The following is a 26262-nucleotide window of genomic DNA, read 5'->3' on the forward strand; positions in this document are numbered from 1 at the left end:
ACGTCACTGGTGCGTGCGCACCCGAGGAGGCGCCGCCGCCGATGGCGGGCCCACTCGCCGACGCTCCGCGCCGCCCGTCGACGGGTGAGTCCGCGGCCCGCACCTACGCACGCGCCCTCCCGGTCGTGCCGGTACGAGCGCGCGGGCTGACCATCGAGGGCGCGGACGGCCGACGCTACCTCGACTGCCTCTCCGGCGCCGGAACCCTCGCCCTCGGGCACAACCATCCCCTCGTCCTGGAAGCCATCCGCAAGGTCCTCGACTCGGGCGCCCCCCTGAACGCTGCCGACCTGGCGACCCCGGTGAGGGACGCCTTCCTCGACGAACTGCTGCGCACCCTTCCGCCCGGTCTTGCCGGCCACGCCCGCGTGCGGTTCTGCGGACCGGCCGCGACGGATGCGGTGAAGGTCGCGCTCCGGCTCGCCCGGGCCGCGACCGGGCGGAGCGAGGTGATCGCCCTCACCGGTGCCCACCACGGGACGACCACCGCACTTCGGCAGGCCCCCCACCGCCCGTACATCTCCTGTGATGCCTGCGGCGTCCCTCGTGACGCGCACGCCGCAGGGCTGCTCCAGTACGCCCGAGACCACCGGTGCCCATCCGGCACCGGGGCAGAGCGCGGCCCCGAACTCGCCGCCCACCGGGCCGAATCGGTACTCCACGGCCCCCGACCGGGGACGCCCGTTCCGGCCGGCGTGATCGTGGAGCCGGTCCAGGGCGCCGGCGGGGTGATTCCGGCACCGGACACGTGGCTTCGCCGCATACGCCGGCTCACGGCCGACCGGTCCGTCCCGCTGATCGTCGACGAGACCCAGACGGGGATCGGGTGGACCGGGGCCTTCTGGGCGGTCGAGCACAGCGGAGTCACACCCGACGTGATGGTGCTGTCCGAGGCCGTCGGAGGGAGCCTGCCACTGGCCGTCGTCGTCCACCACGAAGACCTCGACGTCTGGACACCCGACGCCCCCACCGACACGTTTCCCGGCAACCAGCTCGCCCTGGCCGCCGGCACGGCAACCCTGGCGCACGTCCGTGAGAACGGGCTCGCCGGTCACGCGGCCACCCTGGGCACCCGCATGCGGAACCGACTCCTTGACCTCGCCGGGGAGTTCGCCTGCGTGGGAGAGGTGCGCGGGCGAGGACTGATGGTCGGGCTGGAACTGGTGGATCCGGAGAAGGAGCGGAACCAGGACGGAGATCCGGGGAGGGTACCGATCAGGGGGACCGACGGGACTGGGCCAGGGACTGGGCCAGGGGCCGGCCCGGAGGGCGGCCCGGGGAGCGGCCTCGGCCGGGGTGGCCCGGAACCGGTCGTCGCGCGGTGCGAGGCCCTCGGACCTCGCCGCGCCGCGCCGGAACTCGCGGCCGCCGTCCAGCGCGAGTGTCTGCGCCGTGGCCTGATCGTCGGCCTCTGCGGCCCCGACGCGAGTGTCGTACGGCTCCATCCACCTCTGACGATCACCGAGGAGCAGGTGACCGCCGTGCTCGACCGGTTGGCCGATGCGGTGGAGGCCGTGGCGCTGGACCGGTCGGGGGAGGAGGACGGTGCCGGGGGACCCGGTCGGCCCTTCCACGACGGTGTGCCCCACAGGGGCGCCGCGGCCCGCGGCCCTCAACGGCAGTCGGCAGAGCCTCAGCGCCCAACGCACCAGGAGGACCCCCTCGACGACCCTCGTGTGCCGGTGGGGTGAGGGGCGGTCGCACCGCACGGCGCCGCCACCCCGCACGGCCGGCCGGGCCGACGCCCGCCGGCGAGCCGACACCGCACGAGCCCCGACCACTTCACGAGGACCCGCCTTGTACACCACTTCCACTCCGGACGGCAGCACCCCGCGACGCACGCGGACCTCGGACCGCGCAGCCACCCGAGCCGACGCACGGCCCGCCGACGATCCGTCGGTGCCGCGTCCACGTGCACAGCCACGCGACAGCGGGCCGCCACCGGGCGCCATCGCCGGCTGTCGGGACCCCTTGGAGCACCCCGACGCGAGCCTCGCGGCCCAGGCGGCCGCGGTGGAGAACCTGCTGCGGTGCTGGGTGCGCGAAGCCGGCGTGGCCCCTCCCGACCGTGACATCCTTCACCTCCCCCTTCCGGCCAGCGGCACCACGCTGATCGTTCCTGTCCTGTACTGGTCCCCGACCGGCTGGCACCGCTTCGGGTTCCCGTCCTTGGCGACTGCCCCGGACGGCGCCCCGCCGGTGGACGCCGTCACGGTCGCCGCGCTCCTCGGCAGGGAACGGCCGGGTGACGGCGGCACCGACCTCGTGGCACGCGTCGCCGACTCGGCACGACGGGTCGCCCGCTTCATCGACGAGCGCCGACGTACCCCGGCAGACGGCACCGACCTCTTCCTCTCCGCAGAACAGGCACTCGTCCTCGGCCACCCCCTGCACCCCGCCCCGAAGAGCCGCGAAGGTCTCTCCGAAGCGGAAACCGCGCCGTACTCCCCCGAGCTGCGAGGCTCCTTCTCCCTCCACTGGCTGGCTGTCGCCCCCTCCGTACTGGTCACCGACTCCGCCTGGACCGAACGCGGTCGTCCGGTCGCGGCTCCCCATCTCACGGCCCGCCTGGCCGGCTCGACGCTGCCGCTGCCCGACGGGTACGCGGCCCTGCCCGTGCATCCCTGGCAACTGCGCGAGCTTCGGCACCGCCCCGAGACCGCCGCGCTGCTGGAGACGGGCCTGCTGCGCGACCTGGGCAGGCACGGTGCCGCGTGGTACCCCACCTCCTCGGTGCGCACCGTCCACCGGAGCGGTGCGCCCGCGATGCTCAAGCTGTCGCTGGGCCTGCGCATCACCAACTCCTGCAGGGAGAACCTCCGCAAGGAGCTCCACCGTGGTGTGGAGGTCCACCGCCTGCTGCGCACCGGCCTGTGCCAGCGGTGGCGGGCCGCCCACCCGGGGTTCGACATCGTCCGCGACCCGGCGTGGCTCGCCGTCGACGGGCCCACCGGTGCCCCCGTGCCGGGGCTGGACGTTTTGGTCCGGCACAACCCGTTCCGCCCCGAGGACCACATCGCCTGCGTGGCCGGACTGGTCTCACCTCGCCCGCGCCCCGGGGCGACCGCAGAAGCCGGAGCCGCTCCGCATTCCGCCGTGACCGTGACCGGAATCGCTCAGCCTGCTGCCGCGTCCTGGGCCGACACGGGCTCGGGCGCGGCGGGAAGCCCTGTCCCCCCTGTCGGTTCCCGGCTGGCCGCACTGGTCGCCCGCCTCGCCACCCGGACCGGACGTCCCCGGGCGGCCGTCACCGCCGAGTGGTTCCTGCGGTACCTGGACCAGGTGGTGCGCCCCCTGGTGTGGCTGGACGCGGAGGCCGGCATCGCCCTGGAGGCCCATCAGCAGAACACCCTGCTCCTGCTGGACGCCGACGGCTGGCCGGTGGGCGGCCGCTACCGGGACAACCAGGGCTACTACTTCCGTGAGTCCCGGCGTGCGGAACTCGACGCCCGGTTGCCCGGCATCGGCGAGCACAGCGACACGTTCGTCAGTGACGAGGTCGCCGACGAACGGTTCGCCTACTACCTCGGAATCAACAACGTGCTGGGGCTCATCGGCGCGTTCGGCTCCCAGCGCCTCGCCGACGAACGGCTGTTGCTGGCCGCCTTCCGCCGCTTCCTCGGCGCGCTCTCCTGCGGTCCGGCACCGCTGCGCAGCTCGCTGCCCGCCCTCCTGCTCGACTCGCCCGTGCTGCGCTGCAAGGCCAATCTGCTGACGCGTCTGCACGGCCTCGACGAGCTCGTGGGCCCGGTCGACACCCAGTCCGTCTACGTCACCATCACCAACCCCCTGTACTCATGACTCCTCCTGGTTTCCCCGAGACACCCGTCACCGCCGACAGCGCCCGTGTCCGTGGGCACGGTCCGGATCCGCGGACGAGGGGTGCTCCGAGCCTTACGGCCGGCCGCGCGGCGGGAGTGATGCACGCTTCCGAGCCGTGCGCGGGCAATGAGGACACGTTGGAGCTGCGTCTTCCTCTCGCATTCCTCGCCCGGTTCGGAGAGGACGGGCCCGAGCCGATCCTGGGCGCCCTCGACGGCGACCTGCTCGACTGCGTCTCCGACTGGGGCCCGGTCGGCACCCCCGTGGGTGAGTTCCAGCTCGTCCCCGTCCGCGTCGAACGGGATCTGCCGTTGGTCTCGCGGTGGATGAACGACCCCGCCGTCGCGGACTTCTGGGAGTTGTCGGGACCGCCGAGCGTCACCCAGGAACACCTGCGGGCCCAACTGGCCGGTGACGGACGCAGCGTTCCGTGCCTGGGGCTGCTGGACGACACCCCCATGAGCTACTGGGAGGTCTACCGGGCGGACCTCGACCCACTGGCCCGCCACTGTCCCGTCCGTCCTCACGACACGGGAATCCACGTCCTCATCGGTGATGTCGCCGACCGGGGGCAGGGCCTGGGCGGCATTCTGCTCAGAGCCGTCGCCGATCTGGTGCTCGACAACCGTCCCGCCTGTGCACGAGTCATCGCCGAGCCCGACCTTCGCAACATTCCGTCTCTCGCCGCCTTCCTGACCGCCGGTTTCCGGGTCTCCGCCGAGCTCGACCTGCCCGACAAGCGGGCTGCGCTCATGGTCAGGGACCGGTTGCTTCGCCATCTGCTGTAGCGCCCTGTCATTGCGCTTTCACTTCTGGTACACCGCTCGGGCCGATCCGGTTCCCACTCCCGGCGCGGAAAGCCGGCGGCGCGGGGACCGGCCACGCGCTGACCGTTCGGCCCGGTGCCGGTCACCAGGCAGAACGGTCACCAGCCCGGTGCCGATCACCAGCCCGTCGCCGGTCACTGCCCGAACTGATCTCCGCCCCCCCGTCAGCGTGGCCCGCCCGGCGGGTGTCACCCGGCCCGGGGACGGGACCGTGCAAAACGCCCCGCACGAGGAGCCCACCGTCTTGATTTCGTCCGCCCACCCCGCCGTCATCGCAGTGATCGCCCGATTGTCAGTGCCGGGTCGTAGGGTGGTCGGGCTATGACGAAGCCCTCACTCCCCGAACTCCTGCACGCCGCCGTCACTGCCGTCGGTGGCACGGAGCGTCCCGGCCAGGTGGCCATGGCCGAAGCCGTCGCCGAGGCCATCGACGACGGTTCCCACCTGCTCGTCCAGGCCGGCACCGGCACCGGAAAGTCACTCGGCTATCTCGTGCCTGCGCTCGCGCACGGGGAGCGAGTCGTCGTGGCCACGGCCACGCTGGCGCTGCAGCGCCAGCTCGTGGAGCGCGACCTTCCGCGCACCGTCGAGGCCCTGCATCCGTTGCTGCGCCGTCGCCCGGAGTTCGCGATGCTCAAGGGGCGCTCCAACTATCTCTGTCTGCACCGCCTGCACGAGGGTGTCCCGCAGGACGAGGAGGAGGGCCTCTTCGACCAGTTCGAGGCGGCCGCCCCCACCAGCAAACTGGGCCAGGACCTGCTGCGCCTGCGCGACTGGGCGGACGAGACGGAGACCGGCGACCGCGACAACCTCACGCCGGGCGTGTCCGACCGGGCCTGGTCCCAGGTGTCGGTGTCGTCACGGGAGTGCCTGGGCGCCACGAAGTGCGCCTATGGCGCCGAGTGCTTCGCCGAGATGGCACGTGAGCGCGCCAAGCTGGCCGACGTCGTCGTTACCAACCACGCGCTCCTCGCGATCGACGCCATCGAAGGTGCCCCGGTGCTCCCGCAGCACGAGGTGCTGATCGTCGACGAGGCGCACGAGCTGGTGTCCCGGGTCACCGGTGCCGCCACCGGCGAACTCACCCCCGGCCAGGTCAACCGTGCGGTGCGCCGCGCCGCGAAGTTGGTCAACGAGAAGGCAGCCGATCAACTCCAGACGGCCGCCGAGGGCTTCGAACGCCTGATGGAGCTGGCGCTTCCTGGGCGCCTCGAGGAAACCCCCGAAGACCTCGGGTACGCGCTGATGGCGTTGCGCGACGCCTGCCGGACGGTGATCTCCGCGATCGGCGCCACACGCGACAAGTCCGTCCAGGACGAGGACGCGGTCCGCAAGCAGGCCCTGGCCTCCGTGGAGACGGTGCACGACGTGGCGGAGCGGATCACGAACGGCTCCGAGTGGGACGTCGTGTGGTACGAGCGGCACGACCGCTTCGGCGCCTCCTTGCGGGTCGCCCCCCTGTCCGTCTCGGGTCTGCTGCGCGAGAAGCTCTTCGCCGACCGCTCCGTCGTCCTGACCTCCGCGACCCTGAAGCTGGGCGGCGACTTCAACGGTGTCGGGGCCTCCCTCGGGCTCGGTCCGGAGGGCGCCGAGGGCGACGACCTGCCGCAGTGGAAGGGCGTGGACGTCGGCTCGCCGTTCGACTACCCCCGGCAGGGCATCCTGTACGTCGCCAAGCACCTGGCGCGTCCCGCCCGGGACGGCGATCGCGCCGACATGCTCGACGAGCTGACCGAACTGATCCAGGCGGCCGGTGGCCGCACCCTGGGCCTGTTCTCCTCCATGCGCGCCGCGCAGCTCGCCGCCGAGGAGCTGCGCTCGCGCATCCCCGAGTTCCCGATCCTGCTCCAGGGCGAGGAGACACTGGGTGAGCTGATCAAGAACTTCGCGGCGGATCCCCGAACGTGTCTCTTCGGCACGCTGTCGCTGTGGCAGGGCGTGGACGTCCCGGGACCCAGCTGTCAGCTGGTGGTCATGGACAAGATCCCGTTCCCGCGTCCTGACGACCCGTTGATGAGTGCGCGCCAGAAAGCGGTGGAGGACGCGGGCGGCAACGGCTTCATGGCGGTCGCCGCCACCCATGCGGCATTGCTCATGGCGCAGGGAGCGGGCCGCCTCGTCCGGGCGTCGGGCGACCGCGGCGTGGTGGCCGTACTGGACCAGAGGCTCGCGACCGCTCGCTACGGCAGTTATCTGAAAGCCTCGTTGCCCGACTTCTGGTACACGACGGACCGTAACCAGGTCAGGAAGTCGCTGGCCGCGATCGACGCGGCCGCGATGCAGGCGGAGGCACAGGCCACCGGGCAGTGACGGGGGTGGAAGCCGGTGATCGCCGGATGCCCGTGACGGATGCTGAGACCAGCACGCGATCCCGTCGGAGGCCCGCCCGCGATCGAGCGCGGTTCGTGACCGGGATGCGGACGGAGCAGGGCCCCGGAACCGGCGCAGAGGTCCCGGGGCCCGGTCAGTGGGCGGGGCGCCGGTCGTGGCGGGCCCCACGCCCTGCTCAGACGCGGCGCAGAACGGCCACCACCTTGCCCAGGATGGTTGCGTCGTCGCCAGGGATCGGTTCGTATGCCGCGTTGTGCGGGAGGAGCCAGACGTGGCCGTCCTCGCGCTTGAAGCGCTTGACGGTGGCCTCGCCGTCGAGCATGGCCGCCACGATGTCGCCGTTCTCGGCGACGGGCTGGCGGCGGACCGTGACCCAGTCGCCGTCACAGATCGCGGCCTCGATCATGGAATCGCCGACGACTTTGAGCACGAACAGCTCACCGTCGCCGACGAGCTGACGCGGGAGAGGGAAGACGTCCTCGACGGACTCCTCGGCGAGGATCGGGCCACCGGCGGCGATACGGCCCACCAGAGGGACGTAGGAGGCGGCGGGCTTGCCGGAGGTGTCCGTGGGCTGTACCGAGGCGGCCTGATCGGAGCCGCGCACCTCGTACGCGCGCGGGCGGTGCGGATCGCGTCGCAGGAAGCCCTTGCGCTCCAAGGCCATCAGCTGGTGCGCGACGGAGGAGGTGCTGGAGAGGCCGACGGCCTGGCCGATCTCGCGCATCGACGGCGGGTAGCCGCGTCGCTGCACGGAGTCCCTGATCACCTCGATCACCCGGCGCTGGCGGTCGGTGAGCCCTGAGCTGTCGGCCCGGATGCCTGGAGGTCGGCCCGGCAGGGAACGCTTCGGCCCCTCTGGATTCACGGCTTCGTTCATCGCATGCACCGGCTCGAGTCGGCCCTGGGAGCGGTCCTGGGCAGTGATGGTGGCACTGTCTGCGGTGGTGGTCACGTCGGCCCCTCTCGATGGTCTCCCTGCAGGACAACGGTAATTGCTTTCGAAAGGTTGCGCCAAACACACGTTCGAGTGAAAAATCGCGAATTGCCTCACGCGATCTGGGCCCGAGGTGTATTGGCTGACGCGGTCCCCGCCGGACAAACGGCCCCATTGTTGTAGTCTTCACCGCCGAAGCGCCGGCCCCGCGGTGCGTGCCTCAGTCTGCCATCAGATGTCCCGGCCGCCGTGGACCGGCCCCCGGATTTCCGCGGCAGTCGCACGCCCTCTCCTCCCCGCATGCACGGCCTGCTCCTCGGGTGACCGTGGCGCGCGTGCGTACGCGGAGTGTCCATCGCCGCGCCGCGCGCATGCCCGACGGCGGTCGGGGCATGCGGACGACGGTGGGCCGGACGTGTCGGACGGTGGCGGTGCGAAACGGCGGGTGCGCCCGGGTGGCGTGGCCCGGTGCGCCGCGCGGCGCGCCCCCGTGGCCTTGGCCGCGTCACCAGGCTGTCCGCGAGCAACACGCGTGCACGGCGTGTATGTATGAGCCAATCCCCACATCTAGTGGTTGGATTGCAGCAGCAGCCCAGAAGTTGTGGTCCCCCCGGTCTTCGGACCCTCCACGATCGCCTATGCTGGAGCTGCTTCGAGGGGCCCATGAGGCCCAGCGAGGCTATTGAGTCTGCTGTGAGGAGGGTTGGAGTTCATGCACTGCCCCTTCTGCAGGCACCCCGACAGTCGTGTCGTCGACAGCCGTACGACCGACGACGGGACGTCGATCCGCAGGCGCCGCCAGTGCCCTGACTGCTCCCGTCGTTTCACGACCGTGGAGACGTGCTCGCTCATGGTGGTGAAGCGGTCCGGGGTCACCGAGCCCTTCAGTCGCACCAAGATCATCAATGGTGTGCGCAAGGCATGCCAGGGGCGACCCGTCACCGAGGACGCGCTCGCCCAGCTCGGCCAGCGCGTCGAGGAGGCGGTGCGGGCCACCGGGAGCGCTGAGCTGACCACCCACGACGTGGGGCTGGCCATCCTCGGACCCTTGCAGGAGCTCGACCTCGTCGCCTATCTGCGGTTCGCCTCGGTATACCGGGCCTTCGACTCGCTCGAGGACTTCGAGGCCGCGATCGCGGAGCTCAGGCAGACGGAGACGCCCGCAGCCGGCGACGGCGACCGCGAAGGGGTTGTCGCGGGGAGCCGGGAGGACGACAGCGGGTCCCGAGGGACTTCCCAGGTCCCCGAACCCGCCCGCGCCGCCGACTGACCGGTGGGCCGGACCCGGACGCCAGACACGGGACCGGCCGGGCGGCGGCGATGACAAGACCTGTTGCGGGCCGGTGAGTGGGTGCCCGCGACACCAGACAGAACACCGTGCCACGGGAACATCGGGGCACTTCAGGGCGTTTTCGCCCGTACAGGGAGGCGGCATGACAGAGACGGCGAGCGGTCCGGCACGGAGTTCCCGCGCCAAGGGCACGAAGACCGGCAAGGGGCTGCGGGTCGAGCGCATCCACACCACCCCCGGAGTCCACCCTTACGACGAGGTGGCCTGGGAGCGCCGTGACGTCGTCATGACCAACTGGCGCGACGGCTCGGTCAACTTCGAGCAGCGCGGCGTCGAGTTCCCCGACTTCTGGTCGGTGAACGCGGTCAACATCGTCACCAGCAAGTACTTCCGCGGTGCCGTGGGCACCCCGCAGCGCGAGACCAGCCTGAAGCAGCTGATCGACCGCATCGTGAAGACGTACCGCAAGGCCGGTGAGGACTACAAGTACTTCGCCTCGCCCGCCGACGCCGAGATCTTCGAGCACGAGCTGGCCTACGCCCTCCTGCACCAGATCTTCAGCTTCAACAGCCCCGTGTGGTTCAACGTGGGCACGCCCCAGCCCCAGCAGGTCTCCGCCTGCTTCATCCTGTCCGTCGACGACTCCATGGAGTCGATCCTCGACTGGTACAAGGAAGAGGGCATGATCTTCAAGGGCGGCTCCGGTGCCGGCCTGAACCTCTCCCGGATCCGCTCCTCCAAGGAGCTGCTGTCCTCCGGCGGCAACGCCTCCGGCCCGGTCTCCTTCATGCGCGGGGCCGACGCCTCCGCCGGCACCATCAAGTCCGGTGGCGCCACCCGCCGCGCCGCCAAGATGGTCGTCCTCGACGTGGACCACCCGGACATCGAGGACTTCATCGAGACCAAGGTCAAGGAAGAGGAGAAGATCCGCGTCCTGCGCGACGCGGGCTTCGACATGGACCTGGGCGGCGACGACATCACGTCCGTCCAGTACCAGAACGCCAACAACTCGGTCCGCGTGAACGACGAGTTCATGAAGGCGGTCGAGCAGGGCGGCCAGTTCGGCCTGCGTGCCCGTATGACCGGCGAGGTCATCGAGGAGGTCGACGCCAAGTCCCTCTTCCGCAAGATCGCCAAGGCTGCCTGGGCCTGCGCCGACCCCGGCATCCAGTACGACGACACGATCAACAACTGGCACACCTGCCCCGAGTCCGGCCGGATCACCGCGTCGAACCCGTGCAGCGAGTACATGCACCTGGACAACACGTCCTGCAACCTGGCCTCGCTGAACCTGATGAAGTTCCTGAAGGACGACGGCAAGGGCAGCCAGTCCTTCGAGACCGAGCGCTTCCAGAAGGTCGTCGAGCTGGTCATCACCGCGATGGACATCTCGATCTGCTTCGCGGACTTCCCGACCCAGAAGATCGGCGAGAACACGCGCGCGTTCCGCCAGCTCGGCATCGGCTACGCCAACCTCGGCGCCCTGCTGATGGCCACCGGCCACGCGTACGACTCCGACGGAGGCCGCGCCCTCGCCGGCGCCATCACCTCCCTGATGACCAGCACGGCGTACCGGCGCTCCGCCGAACTCGCTGCCGTGGTCGGCCCGTACGACGGATACGCCCGCAACGCGGACGCCCACAGGCGCGTCATGAAGCAGCACGCCGACGCCAACGGCACCGCTGTGCGCATGGACGACCTGGACACCCCGGTGTGGGCCGCCGCCACCGAGGCCTGGCAGGACGTGCTGCGCCTCGGCGAGAAGAACGGCTTCCGCAACTCCCAGGCGTCCGTCCTCGCCCCGACCGGCACCATCGGCCTGGCGATGTCCTGCGACACCACCGGTGTCGAGCCCGACCTGGCGCTGGTCAAGTTCAAGAAGCTCGTCGGCGGCGGCTCGATGCAGATCGTCAACGGCACTGTCCCGCAGGCACTGCGCCGCCTGGGCTACCAGGAGGAGCAGATCGAGGCGATCGTTGCCCACATCGCCGAGCACGGCAATGTGATCGACGCCCCCGGTCTCAAGCACGAGCACTACGAGGTGTTCGACTGCGCCATGGGCGAGCGCGCCATCTCCCCGATGGGCCACGTCCGCATGATGGCCGCGATCCAGCCCTGGATCTCGGGCGCGATCTCCAAGACGGTCAACATGCCGGAGACGGCGACCGTCGAAGAAGTCGAGGAGATCTACTACGAGGCGTGGAAGATGGGCGTCAAGGCGCTCGCCATCTACCGCGACAACTGCAAGGTCGGCCAGCCGCTCTCCGCCAAGAAGAAGGAGAAGGCGGAGGAGAAGGCCGAGGAGCCCGTCGCCGTCGAGCCCAAGGTCGAGAAGGTCGTCGAGTACCGCCCGGTCCGCAAGCGCCTCCCGAAGGGACGCCCCGGCATCACCACGTCCTTCACCGTCGGTGGCGCCGAGGGCTACATGACCGCCAACTCCTACCCGGACGACGGCCTCGGTGAGGTCTTCCTGAAGATGTCCAAGCAGGGATCGACCCTCGCGGGCATGATGGACGCCTTCTCCATCGCGGTCTCCGTCGGCCTCCAGTACGGCGTGCCGCTGGAGACGTACGTCTCGAAGTTCACCAACATGCGCTTCGAGCCGGCCGGTATGACGGACGACCCCGACGTGCGGATGGCGCAGTCGATCGTCGACTACATCTTCCGTCGCCTGGCGCTGGACTTCCTGCCCTTCGAGACGCGCTCCGCGCTCGGCATCCACTCCGCGGAGGAGCGCCAGCGTCACCTGGAGACCGGTTCCTACGAGCCGGCCGACGACGAGGTCGACGTCGAGGGCCTGGCCCAGTCGGCGCCGCGTGCCCAGGAGCTGAAGGCGGTCGTCACGCCGAAGGCCGAGGTGGAGGCGGCCAAGCCCGCCCCGAAGCAGGCCCACACCAGTGCCGAACTGGTGGAGATGCAGCTGGGCATCCAGGCCGACGCCCCGCTCTGCTTCTCCTGCGGCACGAAGATGCAGCGCGCCGGCTCCTGCTACATCTGCGAGGGCTGCGGCTCGACCAGCGGCTGCAGCTGACGACGGGCGGAATCGCGCCGGACTCGGTCTCCGGCGCGACCCGCCGGACGCCCTGAGGTCCCGGAGGGGGCCGGCCACGAGGCCGGCCCCCTCCGGCGTGTGCGGCGGCGAACGCTTCGCGCTCCGGGTGACGGCACGGCCGGCCCGAGGGCACGAGGAAAGGGGCACCGGCGTCGGACCAGTGCCCCTCGCGTGGTGAGACGCGCGATCCGCGGTGGTTCAGGGGCGGCGCGAGACACCCATGGCGCGGACGAAGGTCGCCGGGTCGCCCTCGAAGCCCTGGACGCCGGAGCGGAACTCCCACGGCCCGGAACCGTCCCGGACGAACTCCGCGACGGTCGCCGCCGTGGCGCCCAGGACGCCGCCGAAGTCGTCCTCCGCCATCACGGTGTAGCCCTCGCGGATGCGCAGAGAGGGGTGTCCGACACCCAAGAACGTCCGCCGCGCCTGATGCTGCTGTATGACGACGCCGACCACCACGCGCGCGTACCGCTCGTCGAGCCGGTCCAGCTCCAGCGTCATGACCTCGTCGTACCCGAAGCCCTTGCCGTCCTTGCTGTCCCGGTTGAGCGTGATCGTGCCGTCGGGGGAGCGGCTGTCGAAGTGCACCACATAGCCGGGCTCGCCGTGCGGATCGCTCGCCCGGTAGGGCGCGGCGACGAGGTCCAGGTCGGTGGACGCCTCCCCCGACGGACTCGGATCCCACTTCAGCGCGATCTCGACCTTGCGGATGCCCTTGTTGAGGCCGTTCACCAGTCTTCCCCTTTCCCCGTGACCGTCCCGCCGCTCACCCAACTGCCGTGCCGCGACGACAGGTTGTCTATCCTGCCACGCGAGCGGGAACATGCGCGGGCAAGCAGTCCGGCCGGGGGTGACCTGCGCCACCCTTGCTGGCCTTACCATGGCGCGGTGCTGGTCAAGTGGATTCGCTGCACCGTCGTGGACCGCCGAGGGTTCGAGCGGGGACAGCGAAAGTGGGCGGGGCTTCTGGGGGAGCCGGGGTTTCGCGGACAGGGCGGGGGCTGGAGCCGGGGGCGACCGGACGTGGCGCACATCTTCGCCTTCTGGGAGAGCCGCGCTTTCTACGACTCCTTCATGGCGCGCTCGCACGACCGGCTCGCCGCGGCCCAGTCGGGCACCTTCAAGGACGCCCAGGTCAGACTCTTCGACCACCGCTTCGACGTGAAGACCGGGTTCGAGCCGCGCTTCTCGGACGCCGACCTGCTGAGGGTGGCGCTGTGCCGCGTTCACGAGGAGCGGGCGGAACACTTCGTGCTGATGCAGGAGAAGGTCTGGAACCCGGCCATGGCCGGCTCGCCCGGAATGGTCCGCGGTCTGTTCGGTGAGGCGCCCGGGAACGAGTTCCTGGTGCTGTCGATGTGGCGGTCGGCCGCCGAGCACGGCAAGTACCGCACGGAACGCGTGGAGAGACTCGCCCTGCGGGCACAGACGGAGGCGGACATCGCGGCGCTGACGGGCGACGTCGTGGACATGGAATCGGCCTGGACGGTTTGAGTTCCGGACGCGTTGACGACTGCGCCTTGTGTGGTCCAGGGTGCAGGATCTGTGTGACTTACGCCGTATGGGGCCGCTACGGGTCCTCGGCAGGTCGTCAACCGATCTAGGGTTTTGGCATGGCACGACCACGGCGCATCGTCCTTGTCCGGCACGGCGAGTCAACGGGCAATGTTGATGACTCCGTGTACGAGCGTGAACCCGACCACGCACTGGCCTTGACCGAACGGGGCCGGTGGCAGGCAGAGGAGACCGGCCGGCGGCTGCGGAAGCTGTTCGGGGGCGAGCGCGTCAGCGTGTACGTCTCCCCGTACCGCCGTACGCACCAGACGCTGAGCGCCTTCCAGCTCGACCCGGGGCTCATACGGGTGCGGGAGGAACCCCGGCTGCGCGAGCAGGACTGGGGCAACTGGCAGGACCGCGAGGACGTGCGGCTGCAGAAGGCCTACCGCGACGCCTACGGCCACTTCTTCTACCGCTTCGCCCAGGGCGAGTCGGGGGCCGACGTCTACGACCGCGTCGGCGGCTTCCTGGAAAGCCTGTTCCGCAGCTTCGAAGCGCCGGACCACCCGCCGAACGTCCTCATCGTGACGCACGGTCTGGCCATGCGGTTGTTCTGCATGCGGTGGTTCCACTGGACCGTCGCCGAGTTCGAGTCGCTGTCCAACCCGGGGAACGCCGAAATGCGGATGCTCGTTCTGGGGGAGGACGGCAAGTACACGCTTGACCGCCCGTTCGACCGCTGGCGAGATCCGGAACCGTACGGGATCACCGGATAGAGTGGCAGGGCGATGACCGCTGATTCCTCTCCCGTCGGGCGCCTGGACCGCGCCCTGGCCGGCCTGCGCGGACTGTCGGTGGGGGACGCGCTCGGCTCCCAGTTCTTCGTGCCGGTGAACTATCCACTGCTCAAGCGGCGCGAGCTGCCCCCGGGACCCTGGCAGTGGACCGACGACACGGAGATGGCCTGCTCGGTCGTCGCCGTGCTGGCCACCCACTGCCGAATCGACCAGGACGCCCTGGCGCGGTCCTTCGCCGAGCATCAGGACTTCGACCGCGGATACGGCCCCGCCGTCGGCCGGCTGCTGCGGCTCGTCCGGGAGGGCGGCGACTGGCGGGAACTCGCCGCCGCGCTCTTCAACGGGCAGGGGTCCTGGGGCAACGGCGCGGCGATGCGGATCGCGCCGCTCGGTGCCTGGTACGCGGATGATCCCGAGCAGGCCACCCATCAGGCGGAGATCTCGGCCTATCCCACGCACCAGCACCGGGAGGCCGTCGTCGGTGCCATGGCCGTGGCAGCGGCCGCCGCGCTGGCCGGTGCTCCCGGCGGACCGCCCGGGGCGGAAGCCCTCCTCGACGGCGTCATCTCGCTCATACCCGGCAGAAGCGCGGTCGGCGCGGGTCTGCGCCGGGCCAGGGACATGCTCGACTACGCCGACCCCGCCACCGTCGCCGCCGTACTCGGCTGCGGCCGGCGCACGACGGCCCACGACACCGTGCCTTTCGCGCTGTGGTCGGCGGCCCGGTCCCTGGGCGACTACGAGCAGGCGTTCTGGACGACCGCGCAGGCGGGCGGGGATGTGGATACCACCTGTGCCATCGTGGGCGGGGTGATCGCCGCCGGGAAGGCGGGTGCGCCGCCCGCCGACTGGCTCGAACGCGTCGAGGCGCTGCCGGACTGGATGCCTGCCCCGGCCTAGCAGGCGGAGGGGACCCAGGCGCACTGGTGGAAGCTCTGCGTATCCACTGGGAACTCTCCGTGACCGTCCGCTCGTTCTCAGGACATCCGCCGTGTCAGCCATGAGGCTCCGGCGTAGGGAGTGTCCGTACGGGAGTGTCGTGGAGGGGGCGGTCTTGGAGACCCTGGTGCTCATGCTGCCCGGGCCGGCCATGGGGCCGGCGACGGTCTTCGTGCCGGCCGCGGTGACGCGGTCGGGTGCTGCCCACACACGGCCGGGGCAGCCGCGGGGTACGACCCCGGCGTTCCGGCGCGGTTCCGCGTGCCCGCGGCCGGACGGGAGCCGACCCGGCACTCTCCGGCCGACCCCCGTGACGACGGTCGGTGAACTGCCGGGTCGGGCTCCCGTTGTTCCCCGCTCAGCCGACGCCGGGGCCGGCCGTGCCGGACAGCGCGTCCAGGTCGCTCTTGCGAACCCGGATCACCAGCCAGGCGGTGGCCAGGGCGAGGACGGCCATGGCCGCGGCCGGGACGAAGGCCATGGAGATGCCCTGGGCGAGGACTTCGTGACCCCACGGCTCGGGCAGCTGGTGGGTCTGCGCGAATTCCGCCTTCTGCTCCGGTGTCCCTTCGGCGAGGAAGCGCGGGATCTGCTTCTCTGCCTCGTCCCTGCTGGCTGTGCCGAACACCGTGGTGAGGAGGGCCAGCCCCACCGAGCCGCCCACCTGCTGGGTGGCGTTGAGCAGTCCGGATGCCGCTCCTGCCTCGTGCTGTGCCACACCGGAGACTGCGGTGAGCGTCAGTGTCACGAAATTCAGGCCCATGCCGAAACCGAAGATCAGCATGGGGCCCAGGACTCCGCCCACGTAGCTGCTGTCGGAGCTGATCAGGGCCTGCCAGGCCAGACCGGTGGCTGCGAGCGCCGAGCCGATGAGCATGAACGGCTTCGGCCCGAACACCGGCAGGAACCGCTGGGACAGTCCGGCGCCGAGGGCGATCACGACCGTTACCGGAAGGAAGGCGAGGCCGGCCTCGATCGGGCTGTAGCCGAGCACGTTCTGCACGAAGAGGACGATGTAGAAGAACATGCCGAACATCGCCGCGGCCAGACTGAGCATGATCACGTACGTGCCCGAGCGGTTGCGGTCGGCGAACATCCGCAGGGGAGTGATCGGTTCCTTGGCCCGGGACTCGATGACGGCGAAGGCCACCAGCAGGACCACCGCGGCGACGAAGGAGCCGATGGTCAGGTTGTCCCGCCAGCCCTCGTCGGCCGCGCGGATGAAGCCGTAGACGAGGGATGCCATGCCGGCCGTCGAGGTCACCGCACCCGCGATGTCGAACCTGCCGGTGTGCCGCTCCGACTCGTTGATGTACATCGGCGTGAGCACCGCGATCAGCACACCGATCGGCACGTTGACGAAGAGGACCCACCGCCAGTCGAGCCATTCGGTGAGCATGCCGCCGGCGAGCAGACCGATGGCACCGCCGCCCGCGGAGACAGCCGCGAAGACACCGAAGGCCCGGTTGCGCTCGGGCCCCTCGGGAAAGGTGGTGGTGATCAACGCCAGGGAGGTGGGCGACGCGATCGCCCCGCCCATCCCCTGCAGGACGCGGGCCGCCAGCAACTGCCAGGGCTCCTGGGCGAACCCGCCGAGCAGCGAGGCGAAGGTGAAGAGCAGGATGCCGGTCATGAAGACCCGGCGGCGGCCCAGGATGTCACCGGCGCGGCCGCCGAGGAGCAGCAGACCGCCGAAGGTGAGTGTGTAGGAGCTGACCACCCAGGTGAGATCGGTGGTGCTGAACTCGAGAGCCTTCTGGATGTGCGGCAGCGCGATGTTCACAATCGTCGCGTCGAGTACGACCATGAGCTGACAGGCCGCGATGACGGTGAGCGCGATGCCGGGGTGTCCGTCCCGGCGCGCCGCTCCTGGCTTCCGGTCTTGAGTCAACGGAGAGGTTGTCACTATGGGTCCCCCACGAGTGCGTCAGTGAACGCTCGCGTTCACTGTTGCGTCAACGGTAGGAGTCCTCGACAGTGAACGCAAGCGTTCACTTACGCGGCGTCGCACGGCATGTCCCCCTTCGGTGCCGCGCGGCGCGTGTCCCATCCCCCAATGCCCGCTTCCTCTGCTCGTTGGAGAGAGTCAGATGGTTACTTCGAGCTGGGTGCCCGCCCATGCTCAGGCGGCCGCTTCCCGTCGCCGTGGAGCCGTACTGGAACGCGCGATCCTCGACGCTGCCCTGGATCAGCTCAGCACGGTCGGCTGGAACGGTCTGACGATGGAGGGCGTCGCCGCCGGCGCCCAGACCGGAAAGGCCGCCGTCTACCGCCGCTGGCCGTCCAAGGAGGATCTGGTCGCCGACGCCCTGCGGGCGGGTCTGCCGCGCTTCGACGCGGCGCCGGACCTCGGGAGCGTGCGCGAGGATTTGCTGTCCCTGTGCCGTCGGGCGCGCGACGCGATGTACTCCCGGCCGGGGGTGGCCCTGCGCTCGGTGATTCACGAGTGCGACACCGCGCAGGCCGAGCGGTTCCATGGCGTGATCTACGAAGGGGTCGTGGAGCCGACCCTCAAGACGCTTCGCGAGGTCATCGAGCGAGGAATCGAGCGTGGCGAGGTGCGGAGCGACGCTGCCAACGCCTACGTCTACGACGTCATTCCGGCGATGATGATGTACCGATCCAAGATGTGCGGAAGTGAATGGCCGGATGTCGATCTGGAGGAAATGATCGACCAGTTGATGGTTCCGCTGCTACGCCCGGGCGGTTCCTGACGGGGGCGTCCAGAGGCCGGGCTACTGCTCGGGGACCGGGTGCCGGGGGTCGTCACGGGCGGCGTACGCTAAGAGCGCCATGCCGTACGAACCACCGACTCACACCGTCGAGCGCTCTCTGCGCGCCACGACCGGGGCGAAGATCGTTGCGGGTGTCGACGAGGTGGGGCGCGGTGCCTGGGCCGGCCCCGTCACCGTCTGCGCCGCGATCACCGGCCTCCGCAGGCCCCCCGAAGGTCTTACCGACTCCAAGCTGCTCACGGTCAAGCGCCGCACCGAGCTCGCCGAGGCGCTGAGGCAGTGGGTGACGTCCTACGCCCTGGGGCACGCCTCCCCGGGGGAGATCGACGATCTGGGGATGACGGCCGCGCTGCGGCTGGCAGCGGTGCGCGCCCTGGAAGCCCTCCCGATCCGGCCCGACGCGGTGATACTCGACGGCAAGCACAACTACCTCGGGGCGCCCTGGCGGGTCCGTACGGTGATCAAGGGCGACCGGTCGTGCGTGGCGGTCGCGGCGGCCTCGGTGATCGCCAAGGTTCAGCGCGACAAAATGATGGCCGAACTGGGTATCGACCATGCAGACTTCGGTTTTGCGGACAACGCCGGGTATCCGTCGCCCGTGCACAAGGCCGCACTGGAGGTCCGGGGACCCACTCCGTACCACCGGTTGTCGTGGGCGTATCTTGATGCGCTGCCCCAGTGGCGGCACCTCAAGAAGGTCCGCACCTGGACGGACGGAAGCGTTCCGGAGATCGAAGGCCAGCTCGGCTTCGACTTCTGACGGTTCCGCTCGCACTCATGTGCCACCCGACGGCGCGAGCCGTACCAACGTTTGATAAAAATCAGCTCATGCCTCTCATTCCCGAGGAGCCTCAGATTCACGAGAGTGCCCAGGGTCCCCGCGCCACTCCGGCCACTGGCCGCACCGCGCCGACCCCCCGCCCCGTACCCGGTCCCCGCCCCGCGGCTCCGTCGCGCCCCGGTCGTCCCGGCCCGCTGCGGCCGGCTCCACCGGTGCAACGCGCGCCGCGGGACGCGGCTGCGCCGGCCAAGCCCGGCGCCTCGGCCCCGGCCGCCCCTGTCGCGGACGCCCCGCAGATCCAGCTGATCCCGGCCTCCGCCCAGGGCGCGCTCGACGCCGCCGAAGAGGCCGTGGACCTGCTCCTGGACTCGGGTCGTGCCCCCGGCGACGTCCTCGTCCTCACCACCGGCGACGCGCATCCGTGGGCCACCCACGAACTGTCCTTCGGTGAAGCGTCCTACTGGGCCCAGCACGACGCCCGCGACGACGTCTTCTACGCGGACGCCGGCGTCGCGGACCGTGCCACCACCCGCCCCGTCGTCGTGGTCGCCGTCAACGGCGGCAGCGAGGCGGTGGCCGCACGCGCCCTGTCGGCGGCCCACGCCAAGGCCGGAACCCTGCTGATCGTCTGCGGCGATCCGCAGCGGATCAACTCCGTGCTGGGCGCTGGCGTCTGAGCCGATGCCGTGGCGTCCTGACGGACGCCGGGGGGTGAAGCAGCGCCGCCGTCGCGGCGTCCGCACGGTGGTCGGCTCGGCGTGCGCCCGAAACCGGATGAGATCCGGTGCGCGTGCCTCGGCTGTCCCCTGCCGGGCGCAGGTCGTAGTGGTGGGCGAGCGGCAGGTCCCGTATCGGGCGAGTCGTGGGTCGTACGCCGGCAGGCGCTGACGTGCGCCACGCGGATCCCAACCGTGCGCCGCCTTCGGGTCCGCGCCTCCGCCGCTACCCGGCCCGGCCGGCGTCCCGCGACGGATTCACCGTGCGCCGTGTACCGCAGTCCTCGATGCTGCGTCAGCGTGCCGCAGCGCGGCGCAGGACCTCCGACGCCGCACCACCCGTGCGCGGTATTCGGGGCGGTGCCTCGGACGTGGCGAACGGCTCGGGGTCCGAGTCCGCGGTCGGGCGGCGTCCACCGCGGCCCTCTCCGAGGACCTGCCAGCCGTCACGGGTCAGGGTGATGTACGCCCCGCAGCGCAGCCCGTGCAGTGTGCAGGCGTCCCGCAGACCCCACATCCACGCGCCGTCCTCCTCCGTCCAACGCGCGTCGCCGTCGCGGCAGTAGAGCAGCACGGCGGTGCGTACCGGCGTGCGGCGCCGCAGGTCGTGGGGGATGACCCGGCGAAGCTGGGCCAGCAGTGCGTTGCGGAACATCCAGCCGTCCGCCGGTGCGGGGCGGCGGGTGAACGAAGCGCTCGCCCGTACCCGTTCGTCCGGATCGAGCACGGCCACGACCGCAGTCGACGGCCCGGGACTGTGCCGGGAGTGCAGCCCGCTGACGACCTCGCGGGGGTTGCGCAGCAGCGGGATGCCCGCGGCGGCCCATTCCGCGGGTTCGAGCACGCGGTTGGCGGAAGCGGCGGACGTCGACAGCGATGCCGCCGAGGCCGGAGCGAATCCGAAGGTCACGGTCCTCCCTTCGGCTACGCCCACACTGCGGGCGGGGTCGGATTCGGGGGAGCGCGCACGCAACAGAGCCCTACCTGAGCGGCGGACGTGCCGTGCGGGTGCGGACTTCAATTCTTCCTGTCGAACTTGGATGCGGCAACGAGCAATTGAGGCAGCCGACCATTATCCGATGATGCGCGGCTTATATCCCCACCCGGACTGCCGGTGCGCCGCGCATGGGGCGTTCGAGCACAACACGTTCGTACGTCACTTGAACGCACGGCGTCCAGATTCGTGCACGGACAGTTCCGGTCCCGGCGGATGTCGAGGGCCCGGGAGGCGTGCGGGGCGGCCGTCACGGCACTCACCGGGATCAGCCCGGAACCGCCAGCACCAGTGGCAGTACCCCCGATGCCCCGGCGCGTCGGAGCAGACGGGCGGCGACCGCGAGAGTCCACCCCGTCTCGGTGTAGTCGTCCACGACGAGGACCGGTCCGCCGGCGTCCGCGAGGGCGGCGGCGAGCGCGGGGGGCACGGTCAGCGCGCCGTCGAGAGCCTTCAGGCGCTGGGCGCTGTTGCTCCGGGGGAGCCGGGGCGCCTCGCCCGTGTACTCGACCGAACCGAGGAGCGGCAGGCGTCCGATCTCCGCGATGCGCGCGCCCAGCGAGTGGATCAGCGCGGGCCGGGTGCGCGAGGCGACGGTGACCACGCCCACCGGGCGGGGCGGGGCGTCCGCCGTTCCCGACGCCCAACCGCCCGGCCCCTTCGCCCAGTCGGCCAGGACGCCCACCACGGCCTTGGCCACATCGTCCGGTACCGGGCCGTCAGGCGCCCGGGGTGCGAGCAGCGGACGCAGCCGGTTGCCCCAGCCGATGTCCGTCAGACGGCCCAGGGCCCGGCCCTGGGCGGCCTGTTCCCCGGCTGGGATGCGTCCCTTGAGGTCCATGCCGATCGCCGGGAGGCCCGTGGGCCACATGCGGCGTGGCTCCACCTCGACACCCGCCCGTCCGAGGTCGACCCGGGCCGCCTCGAGCGCGGCCCCGGACGCCTCGGCGGTGTACCGGGCGCCCGCGCAGTTGTCGCAGCGGCCGCAGGGCTTGGCGGCGTCGTCGTCCAGTCGGCGCTGGAGGAACTCCATGCGGCAGCCGGGGGTCGTCGCGTACTCGCGCATCGCCTGCTGTTCGGCCCTGCGCTGGCGCGCCACCCACTCGTACCGCTGGGCGTCGTAGGTCCAGGGCTGGCCCGTGGCGATCCAGCCCCCCTTGACCCGCTTCACGGCCCCGTCCACGTCGAGGACCTTCAGCATGGTCTCGAGCCGGGAGCGGCGCAGCTCCACGAGGGGCTCCAGGGCCGGCAGGGACATCGGCGCGGCCGCGTGGGCGAGGACGTCGAGGGTGCGGCGCACCAGGTCTTCCGAGGGGAAGGCGAGCGACGCGAAGTACTCCCAGATCGCCTCGTCCTCCTTGCCCGGCAACAGCAGTACGTCGGCGTGCCGCACACCGCGCCCCGCGCGGCCCACCTGCTGGTAATAGGAGATCGGCGAGGACGGCGAGCCGAGGTGCACGACGAAGCCGAGGTCGGGCTTGTCGAAGCCCATGCCGAGGGCCGAGGTGGCGACCAGGGCCTTCACCTTGTTGGCCAGGAGGTCCTCCTCGGCCTGCTGGCGGTCTGCGTTCTCCGTCCTGCCCGTGTACGAGGCGACGGTGTGGCCGCGCCGGCGGAGGAAGGCCGTGACCTCCTCGGCGGCGGCCACGGTGAGGGTGTAGACGATCCCGGAGCCCGGCAGTTCGTCCAGGTGGTCGGCGAGCCAGGCCATCCGGTGTGCGGCGTCCGGCAGCCGCAGCACGTTCAGGCTCAGGCTCTCCCTGTCCAGCGGGCCCCGCAGCACCAGGGCGTCGGACGTGCCTCCCGTGCCGAGCTGCTCCGCGACATCGGCGGTCACGCGCGCGTTGGCCGTGGCCGTGGTGGCGAGTACGGGCACGCCGGGCGGGAGCTCGGTGAGCATGGTGCGCAGTCGGCGGTAGTCCGGGCGGAAGTCGTGGCCCCAGTCCGAGATGCAATGTGCCTCGTCCACCACGAGGAGGCCGGTCGCGGCGGCCAGTTGGGGCAGGACCTGGTCGCGGAAGTCCGGGTTGTTCAGCCGTTCCGGACTCACCAGCAGCACGTCGACGTGGCCTGCGGCGATCTCGCCCTGGATGGTGTCCCACTCCTCGCTGTTGGAGGAGTTGATGGTCCGGGCGTGGATACCGGCTCTGGCCGCGGCCTCGACCTGGTTGCGCATGAGCGCCAGCAGCGGGGAGACGATCACGGTGGGGCCGCTGCCCCGCGCCCGCAGCAGCGACGTGGCCACGAAGTAGACGGCGGACTTGCCCCAGCCCGTGCGCTGGACGACCAGGGCCCGTCGCCGCTCGGCCACCAGGGCCTCGATGGCCCGCCACTGGTCCTCGCGCAGCCGGGCCTCGCCCGAGGTGTCCCCGACGAGCCGGGCGAGAACCGCGTCGGCGGCCGCCCGGAGATCCGCGTTGCTGGTGTGCTCCATGCGTTCCATACAACAGGACGGGACCGACAAGCGGGTCCCGAGGCGGTGGAGTGGACGTGGGGCGGCTCGACGGCCGGAGGCGTGCGGTGTGCCCGGGCGGGTGGAGCGCAGGCTGGTCGGGCGGGGTGTGTCGTGTCCCTGATCGGACTTATCCACAGGGGTAAGCGGAGTCGCGGGATTCGCGAGATCGTCTCCGCATGACGCATCACAGCGAAATGACTGGATCATCCGAAAACGGAGACATCGCGGGACGTGACCCGAAGCGCCCGGCCGAGCGCATTCCGCAGGACATCGCCTGCACCGCCTTCGAGAGCCACGGGGGCGAGCAGCAGGTCACCCTGCGCAGCCCGGCCGAACTCGCCGACGCCCTGCCGTATCTCCTCGGGTACCGGCCCGAGGACAGCGTTGTCCTGGTCGCCCTGCACGACAAGGACGGGCGGGGCAGGTTCGGCGGACGCGCCCGCCTCGGCATCCCCGCGAACCCGGACGACTGGCCCGCAGCCGCCCGGCAGCTGGCCCACGGCCTGGTGACGGGCAGCGAACGCCGCGGTGCCCGGCCCGAGCAGGTGGTCGTCTTCCTTTGCCAGGACCCGGGGGACGGGCAGACCGGCCGGCAGGTCAAGGAGATGCTGGGGCCGCTCGCCCACGCGCTGCGACTGGAGTGCGGTTCCCTCGAGGTGCCGGTGGTCGAGGCCCTGTGCGTGTCGGACGGCCGCTTCTGGTCGTACTGCTGCGACGACGGGGGCTGCTGCCCGGCCGAGGGAACCCCGATGGGGCTGCCGGGCACTTCGGTGCTGGCCGCGGCGGCCACCTACGCGGGTCTCCAGGTGCGCGGCACCCTGCGCGAACTGCGGGCGAGGTTCCTCCCGTGGGAGGGTGCCGCCGCCCTCGAGCAGGAGGTCGCCCTGGACACCGCCGGCCTCGCGCTGGTGCCGAGGATCCTCGACGCCTCGGGCCGCGACGAAGTCGCCGAGGAGACGCTGGAACTGGCCGAGCGGATCATGGGCCGACTCGCGGACGCTCCACCCGTGTCCGGCATGCGCCCGGCCGATCTACGGGACGACGACCTCCTCGGGCACGACGAGGCCGCGGCACTGATTCTCGGCCTCCAGGACCGCACCACCCGGGACCGCGCCGCGGAATGGATGGAGGGCGAGGGGGCAGGACCCGCCCTCAGGCTCTGGCGGGCCCTGGCCCGCCGCTGCGTCGGACCGTACGCCGAGCACGCCGCGGCGCCGCTCACGCTCGCCGGATGGGTCGCCTGGTCCACGGGCGACGAACTCGAAGGGCGAGAGGCACTCGCCATGGCCCTCGCCGCCGACCCCGACTACCTCTTCGCCCGTCTCCTGCACCAGGCGTGCAACGAGGGCCTCGACCCGGAGTCCGTCCGCCGGTGCCTGCGCGCGGAACGGGGCAGCAGGGGGAGCACGGAAGCCCGCACCGCGCAGGAGGGGGCCGACACCGGGCCGAGGGCGGACGGGGAAGCGGATGCGGCCGACGGATCGGCCGTCGGCGACGGCCGATCGGCGGGCGGGGGAACCGCCCCGGACGGCGGACCGGAGGCGGACCTCGCCCAGAGGACGGGTGCCGAGTGTGCAGCAGGCGCCGGGTCGGTCGGGGACGCCGGGCAGGGAGGCTGCGTACCCGCCGAGTCCGCGCCTGCCGTGCCCGCGGGCGCCGCTTCCGTGCCGGAGGTGATCCCTCCGCGTCGCAGGCGGCGCACACGGGCCCCGGGTGCCCGTGCGGGCAGCGGTACCGCACGAGCCGGGCGGGCGGAGGACCGTCGGCCAGGCGTGCGGATCCCACGGCCGCGGACCACGGAGCAGGGCAGGCAGCCCCGAGCCGGAAAGCCGGGCGGTACGCACCCCGGTGCGGGCAGGGCGGGCGGTGTGCGTCCCGGCGCGGGCAGGGCGAAGGGTGCGCACCCGGACGGCGCGGTGGGGCCGGAGGACCTGCGGCGCCGCGGCGTCCGGCAGGAAGGCGCGCAGCCCGGCGGTCGGGGCGACGGCGGAGAGGAGTGAGAACGGGCGGGGAGAGAACCCGGGGATCTCCGGTCGGCGAAGCAGTGAGGCGGTCGGGAAGGCCGGGACGGGATCCGGAGCCGCACACGTGGGGAGACGGCCCCGCCGTCATGGCGCAAACCCCCGACGGGGACGGCGGGGGAGAGGCGCGGTATGACCAGCGGGCACACGCCGTGGACCCTGGGGTGAAGGGAAGTGGATCAGTCGGCGAAGCGGCCGGTGGAGGGAGTGTTTATCGTCAAGCAGACGACTATGATCGCCGCATGCCCTACGACCCGTCAGCCTTTCCGCCCTTTGCCGTGACCGTGGACCTGGTCGTGCTGACCGTGCGCCGCCATGCCCTGTGCGCGCTGGCGGTCCGCAGGGGGGAACCGCCGTTCCAGGGGCGCTGGGCGCTCCCCGGTGGCTTCGTACGGGCCGACGAGGATCTGGCTCAGGCCGCGGCGCGCGAACTGTCCGAGGAGACGGGGCTGCGCGTCCACGACCCGGCCGCCCCCGCCCAGGACAACGGCGCTCACTTGGAACAGCTCGCCACTTACGGCGATCCCAAGCGCGACCCCCGGATGCGCGTCGTGAGCGTCGCCCACCTCGCCCTCGCCCCGGATCTTCCCGCACCCCGGGCGGGCGGTGACGCCAGCAACGCGCGCTGGGCACCGGTCGAGGAACTGCTCCAGCAGGGCGGGTACGGCCGGGACGGCGAGCCGGTGGCGCCGCTCGCCTTCGATCACGCGCAGATCCTGGCGGACGGAGTGGAACGCGCCCGCTCGAAGATCGAGTACTCGTCGCTGGCCACGGCCTTCTGCCCGCCCGAGTTCACGGTCGGTGAACTGCGCCGGGTCTACGAGGCGGTCTGGGGCGTGGCGCTGGACCCGCGCAACTTCCACCGCAAGGTGACGGGCACCCCCGGCTTCCTGGTCCCGACCGGTGGTACGACCACCCGGCAGGGCGGCCGCCCTGCACAGCTCTTCCGGGCCGGCGGCGCCACCCTGCTCAACCCGCCCATGCTGCGCCCCGAGGTGTGACCCGGACCCGGGACCGCCTCCGGGGCGACGGGCCCCGATTCTCCATGGCGAGCGGGCCATGTGGTG

The 26262-nt window shown here is 71.4% G+C and carries 19 protein-coding genes; 14 read left to right on the forward strand and 5 right to left on the reverse strand.

Going from position 1 to position 26262, the window contains the following annotated elements; genetic code table 11:
* Positions 1–41 precede the first annotated feature (41 nt).
* From ACFYOV_RS07940 to ACFYOV_RS07955, 4 genes are all read left to right on the forward strand, one after another.
* Positions 42–1691 carry an aminotransferase class III-fold pyridoxal phosphate-dependent enzyme gene (locus tag ACFYOV_RS07940; protein ID WP_389084254.1) on the forward strand — a complete coding sequence of 550 codons (1650 nt, stop codon included), beginning with the start codon at positions 42–44 and terminating at the stop codon, positions 1689–1691.
* Positions 1692–1797: 106 nt separating this feature from the next.
* Positions 1798–3801 (forward strand): IucA/IucC family protein, encoded by a 2004-nt coding sequence (locus ACFYOV_RS07945; protein WP_389084257.1) that lies wholly within the window; start codon positions 1798–1800, stop codon positions 3799–3801.
* A complete protein-coding gene (locus tag ACFYOV_RS07950; RefSeq protein ID WP_389084260.1) occupies positions 3798–4610 on the forward strand; it encodes a GNAT family N-acetyltransferase in 813 nt (270 codons plus the stop codon). The genes ACFYOV_RS07945 and ACFYOV_RS07950 overlap by 4 nt, the downstream gene beginning before the upstream one ends.
* Positions 4611–4970: 360 nt before the next feature.
* Positions 4971–6959 (forward strand): ATP-dependent DNA helicase, encoded by a 1989-nt coding sequence (locus tag ACFYOV_RS07955; protein WP_389084262.1) that lies wholly within the window; start codon positions 4971–4973, stop codon positions 6957–6959.
* A 196-nt stretch (positions 6960–7155) separates the two neighbouring features.
* Here ACFYOV_RS07955 and lexA read toward each other — a convergent pair whose 3' ends face one another.
* The gene (lexA, locus tag ACFYOV_RS07960; protein WP_389084265.1) at positions 7156–7935 is read right to left on the reverse strand and encodes a transcriptional repressor LexA; all 780 of its coding nucleotides are present in this window, start codon (positions 7933–7935) and stop codon (positions 7156–7158) included.
* Positions 7936–8629: 694 nt separating this feature from the next.
* Between lexA and nrdR the strand changes: the two genes are divergently transcribed.
* Together nrdR and ACFYOV_RS07970 are read left to right on the forward strand one after the other, a co-directional pair.
* Complete coding sequence (nrdR, locus tag ACFYOV_RS07965) at positions 8630–9187, forward strand: transcriptional regulator NrdR (protein ID WP_389084268.1); 558 nt, start codon at positions 8630–8632, stop codon at positions 9185–9187.
* A 163-nt stretch (positions 9188–9350) separates the two neighbouring features.
* Positions 9351–12239: a vitamin B12-dependent ribonucleotide reductase gene (locus ACFYOV_RS07970; RefSeq protein WP_389084270.1), complete on the forward strand. Its 2889-nt coding sequence runs from the start codon at positions 9351–9353 to the stop codon at positions 12237–12239.
* Between the two features lie 219 nt (positions 12240–12458).
* Here the strand turns inward: ACFYOV_RS07970 and ACFYOV_RS07975 are convergent, their stop codons facing one another.
* On the reverse strand, positions 12459–12992 hold the full coding sequence (locus ACFYOV_RS07975) for a TerD family protein (protein WP_389084273.1): 534 nt from the start codon (positions 12990–12992) through the stop codon (positions 12459–12461).
* 156 nt (positions 12993–13148) lie between these two features.
* Here ACFYOV_RS07975 and ACFYOV_RS07980 point away from each other — a divergent pair, with 156 nt between their 5' ends.
* The 3 genes from ACFYOV_RS07980 (at position 13149) to ACFYOV_RS07990 (ending at position 15454) form a co-directional block, all read left to right on the forward strand.
* Complete coding sequence (locus tag ACFYOV_RS07980) at positions 13149–13754, forward strand: YdbC family protein (protein WP_389084276.1); 606 nt, start codon at positions 13149–13151, stop codon at positions 13752–13754.
* 119 nt (positions 13755–13873) lie between these two features.
* On the forward strand, positions 13874–14533 hold the full coding sequence (locus tag ACFYOV_RS07985; RefSeq protein ID WP_389084278.1) for a histidine phosphatase family protein: 660 nt from the start codon (positions 13874–13876) through the stop codon (positions 14531–14533).
* 12 nt (positions 14534–14545) lie between these two features.
* The gene (locus tag ACFYOV_RS07990; RefSeq protein ID WP_389084281.1) at positions 14546–15454 is read left to right on the forward strand and encodes an ADP-ribosylglycohydrolase family protein; all 909 of its coding nucleotides are present in this window, start codon (positions 14546–14548) and stop codon (positions 15452–15454) included.
* A gap of 397 nt (positions 15455–15851) precedes the next feature.
* Here the strand turns inward: ACFYOV_RS07990 and ACFYOV_RS07995 are convergent, their stop codons facing one another.
* Positions 15852–17399, reverse strand: a complete 1548-nt coding sequence (locus tag ACFYOV_RS07995) for an MFS transporter (protein WP_389084282.1) — start codon at positions 17397–17399, stop codon at positions 15852–15854.
* Between the two features lie 184 nt (positions 17400–17583).
* On the opposite strand from ACFYOV_RS07995, the gene ACFYOV_RS08000 reads away from it, so the two are divergent.
* The 3 genes from ACFYOV_RS08000 to ACFYOV_RS08010 all read left to right on the forward strand — a co-directional run bounded on the left by ACFYOV_RS08000 (position 17584) and on the right by ACFYOV_RS08010 (position 19686).
* On the forward strand, positions 17584–18207 hold the full coding sequence (locus ACFYOV_RS08000; RefSeq protein ID WP_389084284.1) for a TetR/AcrR family transcriptional regulator: 624 nt from the start codon (positions 17584–17586) through the stop codon (positions 18205–18207).
* A 79-nt stretch (positions 18208–18286) separates the two neighbouring features.
* Positions 18287–18988 (forward strand): ribonuclease HII, encoded by a 702-nt coding sequence (locus tag ACFYOV_RS08005; protein WP_389084285.1) that lies wholly within the window; start codon positions 18287–18289, stop codon positions 18986–18988.
* 68 nt (positions 18989–19056) lie between these two features.
* Positions 19057–19686 (forward strand): hypothetical protein, encoded by a 630-nt coding sequence (locus tag ACFYOV_RS08010; protein ID WP_389084288.1) that lies wholly within the window; start codon positions 19057–19059, stop codon positions 19684–19686.
* Positions 19687–20020: 334 nt separating this feature from the next.
* Here ACFYOV_RS08010 and ACFYOV_RS08015 read toward each other — a convergent pair whose 3' ends face one another.
* A complete protein-coding gene (locus ACFYOV_RS08015) occupies positions 20021–20635 on the reverse strand; it encodes a hypothetical protein (RefSeq protein ID WP_389084290.1) in 615 nt (204 codons plus the stop codon).
* Between the two features lie 352 nt (positions 20636–20987).
* Entirely contained in the window at positions 20988–23153 is a 2166-nt protein-coding gene (locus tag ACFYOV_RS08020) for a RecQ family ATP-dependent DNA helicase (protein WP_389084292.1), read from the reverse strand.
* A 197-nt stretch (positions 23154–23350) separates the two neighbouring features.
* On the opposite strand from ACFYOV_RS08020, the gene ACFYOV_RS08025 reads away from it, so the two are divergent.
* Together ACFYOV_RS08025 and ACFYOV_RS08030 are read left to right on the forward strand one after the other, a co-directional pair.
* Positions 23351–25174, forward strand: coding sequence for a DUF4192 family protein (locus ACFYOV_RS08025; protein ID WP_389084294.1), 1824 nt, complete (start codon positions 23351–23353; stop codon positions 25172–25174).
* A 263-nt stretch (positions 25175–25437) separates the two neighbouring features.
* Positions 25438–26196, forward strand: coding sequence for an NUDIX domain-containing protein (locus ACFYOV_RS08030; RefSeq protein ID WP_389084296.1), 759 nt, complete (start codon positions 25438–25440; stop codon positions 26194–26196).
* Positions 26197–26262 lie beyond the last annotated feature (66 nt).

It is taken from the genome of Streptomyces sp. NPDC005931, assembly GCF_042871235.1.
GTDB lineage: Bacteria > Actinomycetota > Actinomycetes > Streptomycetales > Streptomycetaceae > Streptomyces.